The sequence below is a fragment of the Neobacillus sp. SRL179 genome (assembly GCF_984799095.1).
Genome location: NZ_OZ481792.1, coordinates 2,806,460 through 2,827,665 on the forward strand (window position 1 = coordinate 2,806,460; position 21,206 = coordinate 2,827,665).

Consider the following 21,206-nt stretch of genomic DNA (forward strand, 5'->3'; position numbering starts at 1 on the left):
AATAAACAAATAACTAATACCAGAGTAATGATTTCAGATGGTTTGGGGGAAAAACTTTGCAACATACATGGTTATCTTTATTACCCTTTTTTATTGTAATCTCTATGTCAATCTGGCTTAAAAACATCCTGCCTGGTCTTGTGGTTGGGTTACTTGTGGGTTCAATTATTGTTAAAAGGGATTTATTAGAAGGAACTTATCAATCCGTCCTGTATATAGTTACCACATTATCGGATGGAGGGAATATTAAAATCATCGGTTTTCTTTATTTATTTGGCGGACTAGTTGGGATGATGAACATTTCCGGAGGTATAAAAGGATTTTCGGAATGGATTGGAACCAAGATTAAGACAGAACGAGGGCTGTTTGGTCTAATCTGGTTTACCCTCCCTTTTACTTTTATGATGCCAATGTTTCGAATCATGATGATAGGTCCTGTGGTGAAATCATTGATAAAAAAAATAAATGTACCAAAGCAAAGGGTTGGATTTATGATGGATATATCAACTGAATCGGTCATTGTCCTTTTACCGGTTGCAACTGCGTTCGTAGGATTCATGGTTTCTTTAGTAGAGGGCAGCATCCGAAAGTTGCAAATAGATATGTCTGCCTATCATGTATTCTTACTTAGTATTTTGTATGATTTTTTTGCAATAGTCATGTTGATGATTGGAGTCTTCCTTACATTCTGGAATCCTGCTGCTAAAAAAAACAACCCCAGCCAAAAACCTGTCCAAAATGAGTTAGATGAGGAAGAAAATGAATTTCATCGAATCGGAATTAAAAAGGAATTGTCATTAGTCAAAGCGCAGCCTTGGCATTTAATTTTCCCGGTTTTCTTACTCCTTGGACTATCCTTATTTCTCTTATGGCGTGACGGTACAACTAAAGGAGCGAAATCGATATTTGAAGCTTTTACCATCGCGGATGCCACCTTTGTCATGCTATTAGCTGTTTTCATTACCCTCATCCTATCCTTCATCTTTTATATTATAAGGCGGCAAGCATTGCATGAAATTATGTACCATTTTTATGATGGCGGAAATCAAATGATGGAGGCGATAAGTTTACTAGTCCTCATCTGGTCATTGACACTTGCGGCAGAAAAGCTTGGTTTTTCAAAGTTTATAAGCTCGACATTAGGATCATTCTTACCCGCTTTTTTAACTCCGGTCACCATCTTTGTGCTTGGTTCCTTGATTGGCTACTTTATAGGTTCTTCCTGGGGAACTTGGGGATTATTTATGCCCCTGGGCATGTCATTAGCGGTTTCAACTGGAGCGTCTATCCCGTTAACGGTAGGAGCAGTATTCGCTAGCGGGGCTTTTGGGGCATTAACTTCGCCGCTGGGGGATACCACCATCACAACAGCTTCCATTTTAGATATGTCACTTGTTGATTATGCACGCTATAAATTAAAGATTTCTGTAATTGGTGCAGCTGTTGCTATTGTTTTGTATCTAGTTAGTGCTTTATTTATTTTTTGAGACTAAAAGAAATATCCATCAACACATCAACAAACGTGCAGCCTTGTCTGAATTGTCTACAAAGCTCCACGTTTGTTTCTTTATTATTATTTCCTTTTTCTCAGAAAGCTGGATAAACTGATGTTAATTTTTTTGTTGCAATCTCAGTACGACTAAGACTTTAACACATTTTCTGCCACATTCTTGTACTATCAGCAATAGAATTTCGTTCGATGATTGCATAAGCGGCATTCGTTATGGCTTGTGCCAACGTATCACCCGTTGCACAAATTTCATTAAAGCACACCCTGGATGCCCCTTTTATGGTATAGGTAAACCCTAACTCTTCTAATCTATTTACAATACGCATTGCATGATCTAGATTTTGTTCGGGCTGAAATTCAGAATCATGGATAAAAGTCCTCTTTTCAAAATCATACCAGCGATCCCATCTATTTAATTTCCAACCTAGTATTCTCCGTGCAATTGAGTCGATTTTCATTATAATTATCTCTCCTTTTAGTTGTTATATAACAACTTATTTTATTAAGAGTAATTATATAACAGTTATTAGATAAATTACCAGTTTTATTTTGACTAATTTTTATGGAGATTAGCGGTCTTTTTATAGGAGTAAGGTAGTGATATTTATCACTATAAAAGCTTTTAGCTTCTTTTATACTAATGATAGTTAAATTCGAAAGGAGAAATTTTCATGCAAGGATGTCATAGCGATTTAGTAGGTAATGGACCCGCAGCGCTTTCAGAAGGCTTAAACAAATTAGTAAGTGAACATACCCCCTTACGAACTAATTTAGAAACCTTATTTTCTTTATGTAATCAGGTTGAGGACGGTAATAGTGCTTCTTATGAAGAATTAATTCAAGAGGTAAAGGATTTTTCCACAAAATTAGAATGGCATTCTAGTCGCGAAGAAAATATATTATTTCAAATGATGGAAGTATACATTGGTAAAAGCGGAGGTCCTATTGCAGTTATGGAATATGAACATGAGCAAGCAAAAGGTTTTATCGAGGCATTCATCAAAAATATTGAAAGTGAAACAAATTTAACAACTGATAAATGGATTCAAAATTCAATGCTTATTAAAAATGCATATCAAACACTCTTAAATCATTTCTCAAAAGAAGAACAAGTTTTGTATCCTATGGCTGAACGGATGCTTTCAGAAGAAGAGAAAGAAGTATTATTGCAAAGAGTATCAGAAGCACTTTTAAAATAAATTGATCAATAAACTAAAATAAAAAGGTTGTTAGATTAGATTTCACTCAATCCTACAACCTTTTTTGCTGTTTTGAAATATTTTAACTAGCGTATACATAAAAATTTCACTTTGGATAAATTTGAGTGGAGCCCTTTACATTACCACTATTGATGTACTTATTAGTTCCTTTTTTATGGAGTTTATTTCTCCATTGTTCAAATGTTCTCCGATTAGAACCTTCATCATTTAAAAACTTGATATAATCGTTACCGTAAGGATAAAACAATAACAACACCTCCAATTCTCTTTATCAATGTATGCGCTTTCATTAAAGAAAAACACCGAGATATGAAAGTTTATTATTGTCATTTCTGAAGTTTGGGAAAAATAAAAGCAAAGTAGATGTGGAGGTGTAAAAAGATGAAAAATAACAAAAATGAAGCTGTTGAGGCAAATCAAAAGATGGATGATGTATTTAATGAACCAGGATCGCGAAGTACATCAGGAGATTCTGAAGCAGAAACTGCGAATCACCAAATTCAGGAACAATTTTATGGAAATCAGTCAGAAAACCAGTCAAATCCCTTTCATGTTGACATCAATAATCCACCCATAAAGAAATAAGAAAGTGCCTTTTTTGTGCATATTAGCATAAAAAAGGCACCCTCAATTTATACCAGCATTTTAAATAATTAACGAAAACATCAATCCCAAATAAAGTACAACAATGAAACAAATACCAAATACCACGGATAACATAGGTCTGATCCTTTTAAAACTGACCAAGATCATTAGTAAAAAAATAATGGAAAGGAGAATTAATAATCCAGATGTTATGGATGGTAAGAAATGAGTTTGTTCCGTTGTAAGGATTTTTTTATTCAGCAACCATTCGACCCATTTAGATGGACCCTCAAAGTTTACCGTAAAGTCTACATCGCTATGTGGAGGTGCTAAGGTCCCTAATACACCTGTTACATAAAAAATAACGAACAGGAAAATGCTCTCTCCTCTTAACCATGGTCGAGGATTAAAATTTGAAAGAGCTATCGATTTTCTAACTAAAATCCCATTTATAAAGGCAAATATTAAAACAGGAATAATACTTATATGCTTTATAAGCAGCATTTGTCCATAAGGCAGCACCCATGCCTTTGCGTAACTTTTTATATCTACTACATAATACATAAGAATGAAGCCACTTAGTATAGTGACTATGAAACAGGCCAAGGCCATTGGAGTAAACCACCGAAGTATTCTTGACCAATTCGGAAGTTCTTTTGTAAACCATGCAAGATGGAGCAAAACACCTACCCATATGGTGACCATTAAGAAATGAAGACTATGAGAAATAAATCCTGCCCAGAAAGACAGTGATGCCACATGACCTGCATATCCAACTGCACCAATCATCAAAATTAGCAGCAGTGCTTGGACGTACTTTGAAATCCTTAGTATGATTGCCAGCCATAAGAAAGCCGCCATAAATCCAGTAAACAACCAAGCTTTTCCAACCTGAAAATCGAATAACACGGAGCTTACTGCCATGCTAAGACCGAAACCCTCCTTAAAATAAAGGATGGGTTCAATTAAGGGTCCTATAGAAAAAATAAGAATCCCCAGTGTTGATAGCAGTAAAAACGGCTTTGGAATATTAATTTGGGGCTTATTTGCTTCCGGAACAAATTGAAGGACAACATGTCCCACTAAAATAGAAAACAAAAAATAATTTCCGAATTCTGCGATGGGGATAATATAGTTCATTATTTCCGATTCCTTCTAATTAACATAAATAAACCGAAAACAATCACTATTAATACTACCAAAGTAACAATGGTAGTGTTAAAAGAAGAATCCGAGGTTTGATTTTCAGTTTTAACTGGTTCTGCATTCTGTTTTTTTGTTTTTTCTTTTGTTACTGCTTCTTTTTCTTTTGGCTCTTTTGTCACTTTCTCTTTATCTTCAGTCTGTTGGTCCAATTTAATCTCTTTCTGTACGGAGAATGGAATTTCACCTGATAATGGATGCCCATCTTCACCAGCAATACTCCAATTAATTTTATAGGCCCCGTTTTCTAAAGGCTGTGAAAAGGTCCCAACCAACTGATTATCTTGGGGCTCGACACTTACAAATGAGATTTCTTTCCCATCCTTCATTAATTTCATTGTACTCAATGATTCGATCTTGCCCTCAAAGGTAAGTACAATTTCATTAAGGTCCTCTTTAACAACTTGACCGGCTCCTGGGTTCGATGATGTTAGTTCGGTATGTGCACTTGCAATCGTGGGAAGCATCACAAAGATTCCCATTAATAATAAAAGTAATTTTTTCATTTTAATTTCTCCTATTTCCAGTGTTTTTATATCAATCCCTAACAATATAATCTTGGGGTAAACCGCATAGATTTTCAAGTATTTTATCCTTATATTTAAAATTCGCTTGTTTAAACAAACCTAGGTATTGGAATGTATTTACTTATCCATATGAATATTTTTATTTTATCAGGTATGAGAAACGATCTACTTACTGATATTAATACCTAAAGGACTAAAAAATGAAAGTGGAAGGAGACGCTCTATACCTAAATCTTAATAGGGCAAAAGGTGGTTCAAAAAAATGGGATTTTTCGATAAATTATTCGGAAGAAAAACTAAGGAGGAAGACAGAATGACAAATGAAAAACTGAAAATAGGTATTATTTTAGGAAGTACAAGGCAAGGTCGCGTTAGTCCACAGGTTGGCGATTGGGTAAAGGGAATTGCTAATAAACGTGGAGATGCTGATTACGAAATTGTTGATATTGCTAATTTTAATTTACCCTTTGTTTTTACTACAGCTGGGGAAGAGCCTGGAATAAAAGCTTGGTCAGAAAAGCTCACTAGTTTAGATGGTTTTGTCTTTATTGTGCAAGAATATAATCACAGTATCACAGGTGCATTAAAGAATGCATTGGATACAGCACGAGATGAATGGAATAATAAAGCAGCCGGTATTGTCAGCTATGGTTCTACAGGTGGTGCTCGTGCTGCAGAACACTTACGTGGAATTTGCGGAGAATTACAAATTGCGGATGTAAGAATCCACCCGACATTATCTTTATTTACTGATTTTGAAAACAACGGAGCCGATTTCAAACCAGCTGAATTACATCTTAATAATGTAAATGCGATGCTTGATCAAGTACTCGCATGGAGTGGAGCATTAAAAACTTTGAGATAAAAATTAGTGAAAATAGAGTACCAAGCTTATTTGTTTGGTACTCTATTCCTTTCTTTTTTCATCTCATCAATATGTAATCCGCTAATTTATTATTCGTCTCGTAATATATCATTTAAGCACATCATCACTTGATCGATTTCACTCTTTGACGTATTCCTCCCTAAACTAAAGCGAATCGCTCCCATTCCAACCTCTTCAGAAACGTTCATTTCCTTTAGCACCGGAGATAATTCAATGCTGCCAGCATGACATGCAGAACCAGTTGAAGCAGCCAAATGAGGAATAGCTGACAGCACATCTTGACCAATTTTCCTTACAAAACATACATTCAAAGTGTTTGGCAACCTCTCCTCAGGATGTCCATTTAATACTACTCGGTCTCCAAATTCATTCTTTAATTGTTCCCAAAAATAATCACGCAACTCCTTTATGTCATGATTCTCCAACTGCAGATGAGCAATTTCACATGCTTTTCCTAAGCCAACAGCTAATAATGTATTTTCCGTCCCTGCTCGAAGACCCAATTCATGACCTGCTCCGTGAATAAGTGGTTCTAGTTGAATACCTTCTCTTACAAACAGTGCCCCGATTCCTTTTGGAGCATATAGTTTATGACCAGCTATCGTAAGCATATCTACTTTTGAATCATACACATTGATTGGTACTTTGCCAGTAGATTGAGATGCATCAGTGTGGAAGGCAATACCATGACTTTCCGCTAGTTTGCCAATTTCTTTGATAGGTTGTAAAGTACCTACCTCATTATTTGAGTGCATGACTGAAATCAAAATCGTTTCCTTTGTAATCGCCCTTTCAATATCTTGTGGAGACACTCTTCCAAAGCGATCAACACCTATGTATGTTACCTTTGCACCAAGTTGTTCCAAGAATTTACAAGGATTCATGATTGCAGGGTGTTCAATTCTAGACGTAATAATGTGGTTGCCATTATGGCGATTTTTAAAATAATAACCTTTTAAAGCGAGGTTATTCGCTTCACTTCCTCCACTTGTAAAGATTAGTTCTCTTGGAGAGCAGCCAATTAACTCCGCAACTTGTTCTCTTGCCTTCTGTAATAATGCTTTAACTGGCTTCCCTGACCAGTGTAGAGCTGAAGGATTACCATAAAAATCATGAAGAAGAGGATTCATTGCCTCAACTACTTCAGGGGCAATCGGGGTGCTGGCATTATAATCCAGATAGATTCGTTCCATTTATGTATTCAACCCTTTCTAAAACAATATTCATTTACAGCCATCCCTCATCGATGGAACTATTATCTGCTACTGTATAAGCTGCATTTGTGATGGCTTGTGCTAACGTATCGCCGGATTCGCATACGTCATTAAAACATACCTCCGAGTTTCCGTTTGTTGTATAGCTAAATCCTAGTACTTTTAACCGTTCGACGATAAGCATGGCATGATTAAGGTTTTGTTCAGGTTGAAAATCAGATACTGAAATAAAATTACTGTTTTCAAAATCGTACCAGCGATCCCATCTATTTAATTTCCAACCTGTATTCTCCGAGCAATGATCTCAATTTTGGTCATATCCGGTTAACTCCTTTTTTCCTCTAGTTCTATTATTTTACCATTTTCACCATGCCAGTCCCATTAAATATCATTAAAGTTTTTTCAAAATGATCCTAAGTAATGGAAAAAACCATCAACTTCTTGTTGATGGGTAGGTGTAGATATAATGTTATGCTTCTATTTCTGCATTTTGATGCTAACCTTTCTTTGCTGTTTTACATCCCTTTCAGTTTCGATCTTTCGTTCATTTTTAATAAAGAAAGAAAGGATAAGGCCTACTAATGTAAGAGACGATATCACCATGAAAGCAACATTGGCTCCATACATATCTGGATACGGAATGTCCGGTCGCTGCTTAGCTGTCTCCGCCGTGGTAGTCATAACAGTAACAAGAATTGCTGTACCAACTGATGCTGCAATCATTTTCATGGTATTATCCATGGCCGCACCATGAGGAATTAATCTTTTTGGTAACTGGTTCAAGGCTGCTGTTGCAACTGGCATCATGACCATTGAAAGGCCAAACATTCTAATACTATATAAGACCGTAAGATAGGTCATCGAAGTAGACGGGCCTAAATTGGTAAATGCGAAGGAGGAGACAGTCAAAATGATTAAGCCAATCAGTACCAGCCATTTTGCTCCAATTTGATCAAACACTCTCCCAATGATAGGTGCCATCAGTCCACTAATGAGCGCCCCCGGTAAAAGAGCTAAACCAGCCTCAAATGCCGTAAATTCTCGCATATTCTGCATAAACAAAGGGATAATCGTTTCTGCACCAATTAATCCCATAAAGCCAATCATTCCGATTGCAATGGCAAAAGGAAAAATTGAATATGAAAAAACGCTAAATTCAAGCATTGGATGTTTCAAACGTATCTGTCTATAAATGAATAAGGCAAGTGTTATACCGCCAATTCCTAAGGTTAGTAAGGTCTTAGAATTGGTCCAACCGAAATTCCCGGCACTTGTAAATCCATAAAGGAGGCCTCCAAAACCTAGCGAAGAAAAAAGGATGGAAATAACATCCACCTTGGGCTTGGAAACCTCTGTTACATTTTTTAGAGCAATGAACGCAACAAGAATATCGATTAGCGCGATAGGCAAAATGATAAAAAACAAAACTCTCCAAGAAAAATTCGCCGTTATCCACCCCGACAATGCAGGACCTATTGCCGGCGCAAAAGAGATGACGAGACCGACCAACCCCATTGCTGCACCGCGTTTATGAACTGGAAAAACCAGCAAAAATACGGTAGTCATTAAGGGCAGCATAACTCCCGCTCCACAAGACTGAATGACCCTTGCTGCTAATAAAAACTCAAAATTAGGAGACAGCCCACCCAGTAGGGTTCCTGCTGCAAAAATACTCATAGCCGAAATAAACAGCTGTCTCGTTGTAAAACGTTCTAATAAAAAGGCACTTATCGGGATCATGATTCCATTCACCAACATAAACACAGTCGTTAACCATTGTGCACTATTGGCGGTGATATTCATTTCATCCATAATTGGAGGTATTGCTGTAATCATTAGTGTTTGATTCAATATCGCAATGAACGCCCCTGCAAGCAGTAGTGCCACGATTGTAGTCTGCTTTACACTTGAATTTGTCATGCATTCATCAACCTCCATTCCCTATTCACTGCATAGATGTAATTTATATCGCAAAGTCATGCCTTTAAATATTACCAGTTTTCCCACTTGAGTTCCATTGCTTTTTTTATGCACAAGCAATGTCCCAATCTACACTGTGTAACAAAAGAAAGAATAGACTGTCATCATTGACAGTCTATTCACCGAATTATTATATTACATAAACAATGCCTGTCCCCCATTACATTGAAAATTAAAGTAATAGTGGACAGGCATTCGTTCAACTTTTTGAATTAGTAATTTTATAATTTTTATGATTAACAACTGTTGTAAGGGGTTCATCTTTCGTCTTTGAGTAACCATATTGGACTATAACGGAATTTTCCCTAATCCCGGAAACAATACCTTCAAATTCTTCTCCCTCACGTTTAAACGTTATTACATCACCAATTTTTACAGTAGCCATTCCATCACCTCGGACTTATATTGTCCCAAAAAAACTGAAGAAATTCTTCTGACTTTGAAGATTTAACCTTTCATTCCAGCAGAAATATTGGAACCTTTGATAAAATACCGTTGAAACAAGAAGAAAATCAACACCGTTGGAATTAAAACCATAACAGACATGGCCATCAGATAATTCCATTGTGTCTGGACGCTGCCTTTAAAGGTTTGAAGGCCCAGTTGAAGTGTGTATAGATTTTCATCACTTAAATATAATAATGGTCCTAATAAATCATTCCACGCTCCAGTAAAGGAGAAAATAGCAACCGTTACAAGGGCTGGTTTGATTAGCGGCAAGGTGATTGACCACCAAATACGGTAATGGCTCGCACCATCCATAATAGCCGCTTCAATTATTTCATTAGGAATACTCATCATAAATTGCCTAATGAGAAAAATATTAAAAGCGCTGCCCAAGAAGGCCGGGACGATGAGTGGTAAATACGTATTCACCCATCCTAATTTAGAAAAAAGTACGTACTGTGGTACCATCGTGACAAAACCAGGTAATAGCATGGTCGAGAGGACCAATACAAACAGTGCATTTCGCCCTCTAAACGGAACCTTGGCAAATCCATAGGCGATAAATGAGTTGACAAGGACATTACCAATCGTACTAACAACTGCAATAAATAAAGTATTTAGACTCCATCTTGTAAAAGCCCCAGTTTTCCACGCTTCAATGTAATTAGAAAAATGAAATTCCTTTGGTATAAACGACGGTGGATATTGCAAAATTTCTTGTGGGGATTTTAATGAAGTCGAAATCATCCACCATAGCGGTGTTAATAATATAATACTTCCTATTAGAAGAATGACAAATACAACGAAATTCTTGGTCTCAAACTTAACTGGCTTCTTTTGCTGAAGTTCTTCTCCAGTTCTCATTTACCATCCCCGCCTTCATAGTAGACCCATTTCTTTCCTACCTTTAAATTTATAAAGGTTAACACCATAATAATAATAAATAAGAACCACGCCATTGCCGATGCATATCCCATATCAAATGATTTAAAGGCATTGTTCCACATATGGAGATTATAAAAAAGCAGTGAATTCGATGGTCCCCCTTCTCCATTTTGGGTCATTACATAGGCTTCTTGGAAAATTTGAAAGGATCCTATGGTGCTTGTGATTACATCAAAGAAAACAATCGGTGTAATCATCGGAAGTGTAATATGAACAAATTTTTGAACACTATTAGCGCCATCTAATGAAGCCGCTTCGTATAATGATGGTGAAATTCCCTGCATTCTGCCGAGGTATAAAAGCATACCACCACCGACACTCCACATTTTCATTAAAATGAGTGCGGGCTTTGTCCAATTTGGATCAAACAGCCAGGATGGACCTTCTATTCCGAAGATATGTAAAAATTGATTGACTAACCCAGTAGATGGACTTAATAACTGCATCCATAAAAAGTAAACGGCGACCCCTGACAGGATAGCTGGAAGGTAAAAAATAGTCCGAAATATTCTCATTCCTTTTACTTTTTGATTAAGTAAAACAGCAATAAAAATGGCTCCTACTGTTGTTAATGGAACGGAAAATATCACATAATAAAGTGTATTCCAAAGTGATGTCCAAAACATATCATCAATGGTAAACATTTTCTTATAGTTATCCAGGCCAATAAAATTCATCTTCGATGTAATGTTATAATCAGTGAAACTGGCAAATAAGGAAAAAACAAGAGGGCCTGCGGTCAACCCAATAAAACCGACCAACCAAGGTAAAATGAATATGTATCCCGTTATGTTTCTTTTCCGTTTTAATAGTGACATAGATGGAACAGAAACATTCGTTTCTGTTCTCTTTGCTGGAAGACGGGAAATCGTTGAATCAATTCGATTCACTGTCACTTTTTCCATATCGTTCATTCCTTTCTACTAGAGGAAGAGAAGCATAATTGGCTTCTCTTCCTCTTCCATTATTTCTTTACCTTTTCTACGTCTTTTTCGGCCTTAGCTAAGGCTGCTTTTGGAGACATTTTTCCTTTAATAGCCGCTTCAACTAAAGGATTGATTCGATTTTGATAGTCGGGATAATTATTCGGAACTGGGGATAATGTCGTATATTTCAAGGCATTAACAGCTTCTTCGTAAACCATTTTTGAATCACCTGTCAACTCCTTTAAGACGCTTTCTGCTGCTTTTTTATTAGCAACGTTATCGTAATTTTTTTCAGCCCAGTATTTTTGCGCTTTTTCACCCGTTAAATATTTTATAAAAGTCATTGCTTCTTTTGGATGCTCGGCTCCTTTTGGAACCTCAGCTACAAAGCCACCGCCATCGCTCCATGGTTTACTATTTTCATCAAACTTTGGAATGGTGGTTACACCGAAATTCATCTTTGTACCTGAATCACGAATTTGTGTATAAAATGTTGCTACATCAGTATACATGGCTACTTTCCCTGCAATAAATGGATTTGCTTGTCCATTACTGAATTCTGCTTGGTAGGATTGGATTGTTTTATCACCGTAATACTTTTGCCAATCAGCTAGCCATTGTAATGCCTTTTCTTTATTAGGTGTGTCAATATTCAGCTTTTCATTTTCCACATAACCTTGACCATTATCAGCGTTCTTTAACCAACTTGGTGCACCAAAACCGCCAAACAGTGGAAAATATCCAATTCTCGTATATTTTTCACCTTGCTTAACGTCCAGCTTCTTCGCAGTTTCTTCAAGCTCTTTCCAGGTGGTTGGTGGTTGGTTCGGATCAAGACCTACTTCTTTAAATGCGTCTTTATTATAGAATAATAATCTAGTATCGGTTGTAAATGGGATAGCGTATGGTTTACCCTTATATAAGACTGTATCCCATAAATTTGGGTAAAACTGATTTTTAAAAGAATTTGCTTTTATGTATTTAGATAAATCCTCTGCCTGATTGTTTTCTGCTCTGTGTGAAACACTATTAATATCATTAATGACAACATCAGCTGGATTTCCAGCTGCCACAGCAGCAAGGTTTTTCGTCCAAATATCTCCCCAAGGGATAAATGTATGTTTGACAACAATTTTGTCCTGTGACTTATTAAAGTCATCAACTATTTTCTCAATTACTGGTCGTCTGGTTTCGGATCCCCAGAATGTCCAAAAATTGACCACTACCTTCCCTTTTGCATCAGCCTCAACACTCTTGCTTGAGCATCCAGTAAGTACTGTAGCTAAAAATAGTATTACAGCTAATGACAAACTACCAACTATTCTTTTCATCTTGCACTGCCTCCTAAAATGATTTATAAATATTAAGAATAAAATAAGAAGTACATCTTAAACCTAAAAATGATATACCCAATATGTTGTCCAATAAACATGAATTTTGTCAAAATAGGATGAAAGTAGGAGAATATTTTTCAAAAAAAAGCTTGGAGAGGATTCTCCAAGCTTTTTTACTTATTTTCTTGATTATTATTTAATACCAATAAATATTAGAATTACTGCATTGCTTCCCATTTGGAAACCTCTGCCCGAACACGGGGTGCTACTTCTGTTCCCAACAATTCAATTGACTTCAATACATCTGCATGTGGCATACTTCCAACGGGTACGTGTAACATAAAGCGTGTAATACCAACGTTTTTTCTAAGATGAATAATTTTTTGTGCAACTGTTTCAGGATCACCAACATATAATGCTCCTTCAAAGCTTCTGGCTGCATCAAAGCTGGATCTATCATAATATCCCCATCCTCGTTCCCTTCCGAGCACGTTCATGGCTTGCTGAGTTGATGGGAAAAATTTGTCCGCAGCGATCTGAGAATCCTCCGCCACAAAACCATGAGAATGTGATGCAACTGCTAACTTGGATATGTCATGACCAGCTTGAGCTGCCGCTCTCTTATAAAGCTGTACTATTGGTTCGAACTGCAAAGGACGTCCTCCAATAATGGCTAGGACAAGCGGCAATCCGAGCACACCGGCACGAACAGCAGATTTTGGTGTACCCCCACTGCCAATCCACACTGGCAAAGGATTCTGAACCGGTCTTGGATATACACCTAAATTATGTATTGATGGTCGATGCTTACCGCTCCATGTAACTTTCTCTGACTCACGTAATTTCAACAACAATTCAAGCTTCTCATCAAACAGCTCATCATAATCGCTTAAATCATAACCAAACAATGGAAAGGATTCGATAAATGAACCTCTGCCTGCCATGATTTCAGCCCTTCCGTTTGAAATGCCGTCTAGTGTAGCAAATTCTTCAAATACCCGAACAGGATCAGCGGATGACAATACGGTAACTGCACTTGTCAGCCGTATTCTTTTCGTCTGTGATGCTGTTGCAGCAAGTAGAACTGTAGGGGAAGAAGCTGCATAATCTTTACGATGATGCTCCCCGACACCAAAAATATCCAAGCCTACTTGATCTGCAAGGACTATCTCCTCCACAACTTCACGCAAACGCTGTGCATGACTGACCACATGGCCAGTATAAACATCAGGTGTTGTTTCCACAAATGTTGTTACACCAATCTCCATTGAATTTACCCCCTTATTTAATCTTCACTTAGTTCTAACTATTGAGTCAGTATGTACCTTTCGAGAGTATATTATTTTTCATGTCGCATTTATAAATACTACATACTATTCTATCAAAGTGTAAATATTTAATCGAAAAGGATGTTCTAAAAATTTCAAATCTAAGTAAGCATGAAATAAATTGTTGATGCCGCTTAGCTTTCATTTAATAAATTTTATGAAATCGGCACATAATAGAATAAAAAGGTGTGTTATCTATGGATTTCCCTACCATTCATATGAATTTTTGGGATGCAATTTTCGCCATACCTATTATTATTTTGTTAACTCAATTTATTAAGGTTTATTTCAAAATCCCCAAATGGTTCGTTCCAAGTATCGCACTCCTTTTTGGTTTGGGAATCTCCCTTTTTATTAGTCACAAACACAGCATCATAGCAGGTTTATTTATGGGCTGGTTTTATGGGTATGCCGCTATCGGTACATATGCCTCGTTGAAAACAAACTTGATTTCTTATAGAAATAAACAAACTAAAAAGTAAGAAAGGTTATATATTAAAAACCTTCTGATCATTATGTTTGAGAAAAATCTTTTTGACTAAAATATTGAGGATGAGAAAATGGAAGAAATTATTTATTCAGTACTCCGTACATTCGTTTCTTTTATTATCTTTATGGTGTGCACTTTTTGGTTTGGAAAACAAATTAATGCACATATTAATTTGTACAATTTTGCAATATCCGTTATGATTGGTTCCTTTATTGCGAACATGGCATTTGATATCAAATTAAACTTTTTACCTATGTTCTCTGCTTTTATGTCTTTAATTTTGATTTACTTTAGCTTTTCCTTGCTTTCTTCAAAAAAACGAGGTATTCGCCAATGGGTATCAGGTCGGCCAACTGTAATCATCGAAAAAGGAAAAATCCTAGATACTAATATGGAAAAAATTAGGTATACGCTCGATGATTTAAATCAACAACTTAGAGAATTGGGAATTTTTAATCTCATTGAAGTCGAGTTTGCCATGTTAGAAGTGAGTGGAAAGTTATCTGTTTTAAAGAAAACAAAATATCAAAATGTTACGAAACAAGATATAAATCCAACTATTACAAATCAAGAAATAAAAGTTCCGAAAGAACTAATCATGAATGGAAAAATTATTGAAAAAAACTTTAATAACCAATATTCTAATGCTTGGCTCCTAGATCAATTAAATAGCAGAAGTCTTGAAGTAAAGGACGTTCAATATGCAGTAATTTCTACGAATGGCTACTTTTTTATTGATTTATATTTAGATAAGTTAAGTTCGGCAATAGACATTGAATAAAAGTAATATGAAAAAGGGAATTCATTCGTAACAATTCAGAATGAATTCCCTTTTTTTTTTTTGTTTCATAATTATTTAAAATTTATTACAAAACTGATTTTCTATTTAATGAAACTGTAATACTAATCTTTTATTCGTATTCATAGTAATAGACATAAATAAGAGAGACATTTAAAACCATTTAGGAGGAAAAAAAGATGAAAAAACTAATTACATTCATAACATTAGTAGTTTCCTTATTACTTACATCTCCTGCCTTTGCTTATACAGTAAAAAGTGGTGACACAATGACAAGGATTGCCAAAGAAAGCAATCTTTCTTTACAAGATTTATCAAAGTTAAACCCGCAAATTCAAAATCTTGATTTGATATATATAGGACAAACAGTTATTACTGATCAGAAAGGGCTGAATATAACCATTCCTGAGGAGAATCAAAGTAAACCAGAGGTTGAGTCAGCTGAAATGGAAATAAAAGTAGGATATTCAGAATATGAAATAGACCTTCTAGCCAGATTAGTTAGAGCTGAAGCTGAAAGCGAACCCTATCAAGGGAAAGTGGCCGTTGCCTGTGTTGTCCTAAATAGAGTAGAAAGTTCAAAATTTCCTAACACAATTAAAGGGGTTATCTATCAAAAAGGGCAATTTCAACCCATTCGAAATGGGCAAATCAATAAACCGGCAGATGAAGACTCAATCCAGGCAGTTCACGAAGCATTGAAGGAAAATAGAAATTTGGTTGCTGATTCTTTATTTTTTTATAATCCAACCATTGCTACTAGTCGTTGGCTTGATTCAAGGAAAACTACACTTGCAATCGGTCATCATGTGTTTAAAAAATAGTATAGTTGATTCTCCTGATTTAATGACCCATCCCATTCCAATTTTTTAAATGGAAGATAACTAGTTTCTCCTGTAAAATAAAAGTACATACATAAACAAAACAACTAGACATCGGAGGAATCATGTTGAAAATCTATCAAACTTTATTATTTGATGTTGATGATACATTATTAGATTTCAAAGCGGCAGAAAAGTTAGCTTTGCAAATGTTGTTTAATGATCAAAATTATCCTCTCACAGCAGAAATCGAAGAAAACTATAAAAATATTAACGAGCATCTTTGGAAATCCTTTGAAGAAGGTAATTTAAATCGTGATGAAGTGGTTAATACCCGCTTTTCACTTTTATTTAAAGAATACGGTCTTCTGGTGGACGGGACATTATTAGAAAGAAAATATCGCAGCTTTTTAGAAGAGGGGCATCAGCTTATAGACGGGGCAATGGAATTAATATATTACCTGCAACATCATTATGACTTATATATAGTTACAAATGGTGTTTCAAAAACGCAAGATAAACGTTTGCGTGATTCAGGACTATTTCCTTTATTTAAGGGCATTTTCGTTTCAGAAGACACCGGCTTTCAAAAGCCGATGAAGGGATTTTTTGATTATATTTTTACACGTATTCCAAATTTCTCTGTCGATCATAGCTTAATTATTGGAGACTCTTTAAGTTCTGATGTCAAAGGCGGACAATTGGTCGGAATGGACACATGTTGGTTTAATCCTGGATTGAAGGAAAACAATACTTCCATTATACCAACTTATCAAATTCAAAAACTCGACGAACTTTATCAAATTTTAAATATAAATAAAGAAAGAATATCTTCCGAAAAACTTATTAAAAAATAGCATCAGTCAAACTGATGCTATTTTAATAAGTTTAGTAGATTCCTAGTGTTTTTCTAAAAAGGAAACTCTCTAGGTGTCTCCTGTACTGTAACCCATTGTACTGTGGTAAATTCTTCAAATGCCCATTGTCCTCCAAAACGACCCAAGCCGGAGCCTTTTTCGCCGCCAAATGGCATTCCTGCTTCCACATTTACTGATTGATCATTGACATGTGCCATGCCACTTTCAATTCGTTGAGCCACTTGAAGTCCTCTCTTTAAATCTTTTGTGAAGATACCTGCACTTAAACCATAATCTGTTTCGTTGGCTAAACGGATTCCTTCTTCTTCTGTTTCAAATGGAATAATTGTAGCAATCGGACCAAACACTTCAGCCTGTGCAATCCGGCTGTCATTTTTTACCTCAGTGAAAACAAATGGTGTAATGACATTGCCGATACGTTCGCCTCTTAATGCTACTTTGGCACCTTCTTCTTCAGCCATTTTTGCGAAGTTCAATACTTTTTCAATTTGTCGTTCATTTATCATTGGTCCAAACAGAATCGTTGGATCTTCTGGATTGCCATATTTAATTTTAGAAGCGCGTTCAACAAACTTTTCAATGAATTCATCATACACGGAACGATGAACCAATATTCGATTAATCATCATACAAATTTGACCTTGGTGAAGGAACTTACCAAATAGGGCTGCATCTACGGCTTGGTCTACATCAGCATCTTCAAGAACTAGGAATGGGCTGTTACCGCCTAATTCTAGAGCTACTTTTTTCAAGCTTCCTCCCGCTACCGCACCGATATGTCTGCCGACAGCAGTTGAACCAGTAAATGAAATTAATTTTGGAATAGGGTGTTCAACAAAATAATCACCTATTTCTTTAATATCTGTCACAATCATATTAAATACGCCTGCCATTAAGCCTGCTTCCTCGAACATCTTCGCGAACACGACACCACCGGAAATAGCAGTTTGTAAATCTGGTTTATGGACTACAGCATTACCTGTTGCGATGGCTGGAGCAATCGTTCTGATTGACAAGAACAACGGAAAATTAAATGGGCTGATGGAACCTACTACTCCGATAGGTTTTCTCACAACATGATTGACTTTTCCCGGCATTCCGGAAGGACTAGTAACAGTTTCAAACTGGTTTGGATACCCGGCTGCTTCCTTCAACGCTTCAATACTAGCAAAAATTTCAAATTTGGATTTATAAACGGAACTTCCTGATTCTTTTACTAGCACTTCGACTATTTCATCTTCATGATCTTGCATATATTTGGCTGCTTTTAATAATACGTTTGATTTTTCCTCTGCTGATACATTTGCCCATTCTTTTTGGGCATTTTGTGCAACGATGTAGGCATCATTAATATCTGCTTTTGAGGCAATTGTTACTTCTTTTAACACTTCATTATTGTATGGGTTTAGAATTTCTGCTTGCTTATTGGCAGACCCCTTTTTCCACTCCCCATTAATAAATTGATTGGTTACTTCGATAAATTGATTCATGGTGTTATCTCTCCCCTTTCCTTTTCGTTATAGACCTTTTTTTAAAACGAGTCAATTATAATGATTATTATATAGTAATAGTTGTAATACATAGGGTCGAAATTCACTTTTTGTAAATTATTACTAATACTATCCTTTTAAAGAAAAATGGCAGTTCACATATGTGAACTGCCACTTGGCTTTCCAAGGAAAAATGATTTCAAGTACCATAATAAGCCTTATGAATCGGATTCCGAACTATTTCTAGTTGGTTTCATGTGTTCTGGACCAATATTGGTTGGTTCGGGATCAATTCTTCCTAATCCTGTATCTTGGGGTTCAATGTTTAGGGGATCATGATTCATAGGTTCAATACTTTCGCGATTATTGTTGATTGGTTCGATACTTCCAGGACCATTACTTACTAAATCATAATTAACTGGTCTGTTGCTTCCTGGGCCATTGTGGATTGGTTCGATACTTCCAGGACCATTACTCCCTGCATCATTATTAATTGCTCCGTTGCTTCCTGGACCGTGGTGGATTGGTTCGATACTCCCAGGGCCAATTATGGTTTGGTCGGTAAAATTGTTGTCCTCGCTTTTAGCAGACTTGTCATTATTTTTTTTGTCCGTTTGAAATAGGTTTTTGGAAAGTGAGTTAAGTAAATTAACAAAGCGATTAAAACCAAACCCTACAAAAAAAGCAATACTTATTGGTGCATAAGGAGTATCCTCATAATCAGTAAACTCAACCAATAATAATCCACTTTGAATCAGGGTTACAGTTACAACAGCGGTACCAGTTGCAAAAATCGGATAAAAAATGTACATAATCCACTTTCGATAATCGTTTAATTCACCTTCCATATAATGAGAACAAAACAAATAAAGATGCCTAAGTGAACCGCCGATAGCACCAGCAAAGAAATAATACAAAAACATTTTAATTTCTGCTAAGAACGGCAGCGAATCCTCTAAGGCACCCGTCCACAACATCCCAATGGCTATGAAACTGCCGAAAAATAAAAATGAAAGGTAAGACAGTATTACTGCTTTTAACCATTTCTTCACACCATCACCTCCGCTTTCATCCTATGTAGCGATTCAGATAGGTGTGATAGACCATAAGACCCCATTTTCCAGCAGCATAATAAGGTTATATACGGTATTTAAATAACATCATTCGGTTGTAACAATGGCACATTTTCACTCTCAACTGTCTCAGGGTATTTTATGCCCTGACCTGTATTTAAGCAAACTACCGTTTCCTCTCCTTTGATCCAGTTTTTTTCACGCAAAATGCGTGCGGCGGCAAATGTTGCAGCACCCTCAGGACAAATGAAATTCCCTTCCAATTCAGCAACCTGTTTTTGCGCTTGTAAAATATCCGATTCTGAAATGGCAATAGCGCATCCATTAGTTTCATAGATTGCTTCTAAAACAAGAAAATCTCCAAGCGCTTTTGGTACATTAATTCCAAATGCGCTTGTCTTGGAATTCTCCCAAAAAACGGATTCCTTTTTACCTTCCTCCCATGCCTTCACAATCGGAGCACAGCCCTCAGCTTGAACTGCTACAAGTCTAGGAAACTTTTCAGAAGAGATCCAGCCTAACTCCTTTAATTCCAGCAAAGCTTTATAAATACCGATGATCCCGACACCACCGCCAGTTGGATATAATATCACATCAGGTACTTTCCAATTAAATTGCTCCATAATTTCATAGCCCATCGTTTTCTTTCCTTCAATACGATAAGGTTCCTTTAAGGTGGAAGCATCATAAAAACCCTGTTCCTCAACTAACTTTCCAACAATTTTTCCAGCATCACTGATTAGTCCATTCACTAAATATAAATTAGCTCCTGAAATAATCACTTCTTTTCTAGTGATGTTTGGTGCATCCAAAGGCATAACTATTGTGGCTTTAATGCCGGCCTTTGCTGAATATAGAGCCCATGCTGATCCAGCATTCCCATTTGTCGGCATTGCCAATTGCTCCACACCGAGTTCCTTTGCTTTAGAAATACCAACACTTGCCCCCCTAGTTTTAAAGGAGCCTGTTGGAATGATCCCTTCATCTTTTATATACAGTTGACGGAGGTTTACTTTCTTGCCTAATTCTTTCATATGTACTAGGGGAGTCATTCCTTCGTCTAGTGAAACAATATTATCCTTGTCTTTCACAGGAAGAAGCTCATGATATTTCCATAAGTTATTTTTACGAGTGATGAGATCCTTTTTTTGTAAATTTGTTTTGACCTCATTTAAATTATATCTAACTAATAGCGGTGACCCGCATCGACATAATTGATTAACCACATCGACTGAATATGCTTCATGACATTTTGGACACTCAAGATGGGAAACATAGCTAAATTTCATGAAAAAGCCCTCCAAATCAATATTTTATCTACTTTAAGGTTAAATAGTTTACTAATTCAATAAGTAAATCAAGGCGGCGCCCATATACCCTCAACTATATAAAGACATTAGTGTGAATAGCTTTATTATATCCGATAATTCCGATTATTCAAATACACTTTAATTTGAAGTATATTAAAATAGCAATCCATCCTAGTGGTATGTAACTGTTCTTTAAGGTTTTATACTTATAAAAAAAAGGAAGCTCATATTTTTGAATAC

At 36.3% G+C, this 21,206-nt stretch carries 22 protein-coding genes; 8 read left to right on the top strand and 14 right to left on the bottom strand.

Features of this window, described 5'->3' with window-relative positions; genetic code table 11:
• Positions 1 to 56 precede the first annotated feature (56 nt).
• On the top strand, positions 57 to 1,487 hold the full coding sequence (locus tag AC4E8C_RS13720) for a Na+/H+ antiporter NhaC family protein (RefSeq protein WP_490207246.1): 1,431 nt from the start codon (positions 57 to 59) through the stop codon (positions 1,485 to 1,487).
• Positions 1,488 to 1,647: 160 nt separating this feature from the next.
• Here AC4E8C_RS13720 and AC4E8C_RS13725 read toward each other — a convergent pair whose 3' ends face one another.
• Positions 1,648 to 1,968 (bottom strand): BC1872 family protein, encoded by a 321-nt coding sequence (locus AC4E8C_RS13725; protein WP_490207247.1) that lies wholly within the window; start codon positions 1,966 to 1,968, stop codon positions 1,648 to 1,650.
• Between the two features lie 213 nt (positions 1,969 to 2,181).
• On the opposite strand from AC4E8C_RS13725, the gene AC4E8C_RS13730 reads away from it, so the two are divergent.
• On the top strand, positions 2,182 to 2,709 hold the full coding sequence (locus tag AC4E8C_RS13730) for a hemerythrin domain-containing protein (RefSeq protein ID WP_490207248.1): 528 nt from the start codon (positions 2,182 to 2,184) through the stop codon (positions 2,707 to 2,709).
• Positions 2,710 to 3,111: 402 nt separating this feature from the next.
• Positions 3,112 to 3,315, top strand: a complete 204-nt coding sequence (locus tag AC4E8C_RS13735; protein ID WP_490207249.1) for a hypothetical protein — start codon at positions 3,112 to 3,114, stop codon at positions 3,313 to 3,315.
• Positions 3,316 to 3,375: 60 nt separating this feature from the next.
• Here AC4E8C_RS13735 and AC4E8C_RS13740 read toward each other — a convergent pair whose 3' ends face one another.
• Together AC4E8C_RS13740 and AC4E8C_RS13745 are read right to left on the bottom strand one after the other, a co-directional pair.
• Positions 3,376 to 4,455, bottom strand: coding sequence for a copper resistance D family protein (locus tag AC4E8C_RS13740; RefSeq protein WP_490207250.1), 1,080 nt, complete (start codon positions 4,453 to 4,455; stop codon positions 3,376 to 3,378).
• Positions 4,455 to 5,024, bottom strand: a complete 570-nt coding sequence (locus tag AC4E8C_RS13745; protein WP_490207251.1) for a copper resistance CopC family protein — start codon at positions 5,022 to 5,024, stop codon at positions 4,455 to 4,457. The genes AC4E8C_RS13740 and AC4E8C_RS13745 overlap by 1 nt, the downstream gene beginning before the upstream one ends.
• 283 nt (positions 5,025 to 5,307) lie before the next feature.
• On the opposite strand from AC4E8C_RS13745, the gene AC4E8C_RS13750 reads away from it, so the two are divergent.
• Positions 5,308 to 5,910: an NADPH-dependent FMN reductase gene (locus AC4E8C_RS13750; RefSeq protein ID WP_490207252.1), complete on the top strand. Its 603-nt coding sequence runs from the start codon at positions 5,308 to 5,310 to the stop codon at positions 5,908 to 5,910.
• A gap of 89 nt (positions 5,911 to 5,999) precedes the next feature.
• On the opposite strand, the gene AC4E8C_RS13755 is transcribed toward AC4E8C_RS13750, so the two are convergent.
• From AC4E8C_RS13755 to AC4E8C_RS13790, 8 genes are all read right to left on the bottom strand, one after another.
• Positions 6,000 to 7,124 (bottom strand): cysteine desulfurase family protein, encoded by a 1,125-nt coding sequence (locus AC4E8C_RS13755; RefSeq protein WP_490207253.1) that lies wholly within the window; start codon positions 7,122 to 7,124, stop codon positions 6,000 to 6,002.
• A gap of 34 nt (positions 7,125 to 7,158) precedes the next feature.
• Complete coding sequence (locus AC4E8C_RS13760) at positions 7,159 to 7,374, bottom strand: BC1872 family protein (RefSeq protein WP_490212558.1); 216 nt, start codon at positions 7,372 to 7,374, stop codon at positions 7,159 to 7,161.
• A 248-nt stretch (positions 7,375 to 7,622) separates the two neighbouring features.
• Positions 7,623 to 9,065 (bottom strand): DHA2 family efflux MFS transporter permease subunit, encoded by a 1,443-nt coding sequence (locus AC4E8C_RS13765; protein ID WP_490207254.1) that lies wholly within the window; start codon positions 9,063 to 9,065, stop codon positions 7,623 to 7,625.
• A 259-nt stretch (positions 9,066 to 9,324) separates the two neighbouring features.
• Positions 9,325 to 9,510: a DUF2187 family protein gene (locus tag AC4E8C_RS13770; protein ID WP_490207255.1), complete on the bottom strand. Its 186-nt coding sequence runs from the start codon at positions 9,508 to 9,510 to the stop codon at positions 9,325 to 9,327.
• 62 nt (positions 9,511 to 9,572) lie between these two features.
• Positions 9,573 to 10,436 (bottom strand): carbohydrate ABC transporter permease, encoded by an 864-nt coding sequence (locus AC4E8C_RS13775; RefSeq protein WP_490207256.1) that lies wholly within the window; start codon positions 10,434 to 10,436, stop codon positions 9,573 to 9,575.
• On the bottom strand, positions 10,433 to 11,335 hold the full coding sequence (locus AC4E8C_RS13780; RefSeq protein WP_490212559.1) for a carbohydrate ABC transporter permease: 903 nt from the start codon (positions 11,333 to 11,335) through the stop codon (positions 10,433 to 10,435). The genes AC4E8C_RS13775 and AC4E8C_RS13780 overlap by 4 nt, the downstream gene beginning before the upstream one ends.
• Positions 11,336 to 11,481: 146 nt before the next feature.
• A complete protein-coding gene (locus AC4E8C_RS13785) occupies positions 11,482 to 12,774 on the bottom strand; it encodes an ABC transporter substrate-binding protein (protein ID WP_490207257.1) in 1,293 nt (430 codons plus the stop codon).
• Between the two features lie 221 nt (positions 12,775 to 12,995).
• A complete protein-coding gene (locus tag AC4E8C_RS13790) occupies positions 12,996 to 14,045 on the bottom strand; it encodes an LLM class flavin-dependent oxidoreductase (RefSeq protein ID WP_490207258.1) in 1,050 nt (349 codons plus the stop codon).
• Positions 14,046 to 14,302: 257 nt separating this feature from the next.
• Between AC4E8C_RS13790 and AC4E8C_RS13795 the strand changes: the two genes are divergently transcribed.
• The 4 genes from AC4E8C_RS13795 (at position 14,303) to AC4E8C_RS13810 (ending at position 17,072) form a co-directional block, all read left to right on the top strand.
• A complete protein-coding gene (locus AC4E8C_RS13795; RefSeq protein WP_490207259.1) occupies positions 14,303 to 14,587 on the top strand; it encodes a hypothetical protein in 285 nt (94 codons plus the stop codon).
• Positions 14,588 to 14,665: 78 nt separating this feature from the next.
• Positions 14,666 to 15,376 (top strand): DUF421 domain-containing protein, encoded by a 711-nt coding sequence (locus AC4E8C_RS13800; RefSeq protein ID WP_490207260.1) that lies wholly within the window; start codon positions 14,666 to 14,668, stop codon positions 15,374 to 15,376.
• Positions 15,377 to 15,573: 197 nt separating this feature from the next.
• Positions 15,574 to 16,218, top strand: a complete 645-nt coding sequence (locus tag AC4E8C_RS13805; protein ID WP_490207261.1) for a cell wall hydrolase — start codon at positions 15,574 to 15,576, stop codon at positions 16,216 to 16,218.
• Positions 16,219 to 16,343: 125 nt separating this feature from the next.
• Positions 16,344 to 17,072 (top strand): YjjG family noncanonical pyrimidine nucleotidase, encoded by a 729-nt coding sequence (locus AC4E8C_RS13810; protein WP_490212560.1) that lies wholly within the window; start codon positions 16,344 to 16,346, stop codon positions 17,070 to 17,072.
• Positions 17,073 to 17,125: 53 nt separating this feature from the next.
• On the opposite strand, the gene AC4E8C_RS13815 is transcribed toward AC4E8C_RS13810, so the two are convergent.
• The 3 genes from AC4E8C_RS13815 to AC4E8C_RS13825 all read right to left on the bottom strand — a co-directional run bounded on the left by AC4E8C_RS13815 (position 17,126) and on the right by AC4E8C_RS13825 (position 20,945).
• On the bottom strand, positions 17,126 to 18,583 hold the full coding sequence (locus AC4E8C_RS13815) for an aldehyde dehydrogenase family protein (protein WP_490207262.1): 1,458 nt from the start codon (positions 18,581 to 18,583) through the stop codon (positions 17,126 to 17,128).
• 218 nt (positions 18,584 to 18,801) lie between these two features.
• Positions 18,802 to 19,635 (bottom strand): hypothetical protein, encoded by an 834-nt coding sequence (locus AC4E8C_RS13820; RefSeq protein ID WP_490207263.1) that lies wholly within the window; start codon positions 19,633 to 19,635, stop codon positions 18,802 to 18,804.
• Between the two features lie 98 nt (positions 19,636 to 19,733).
• Positions 19,734 to 20,945 carry a threonine synthase gene (locus AC4E8C_RS13825; RefSeq protein ID WP_490207264.1) on the bottom strand — a complete coding sequence of 404 codons (1,212 nt, stop codon included), beginning with the start codon at positions 20,943 to 20,945 and terminating at the stop codon, positions 19,734 to 19,736.
• Between the last annotated feature and the right edge of the window lie 261 nt (positions 20,946 to 21,206).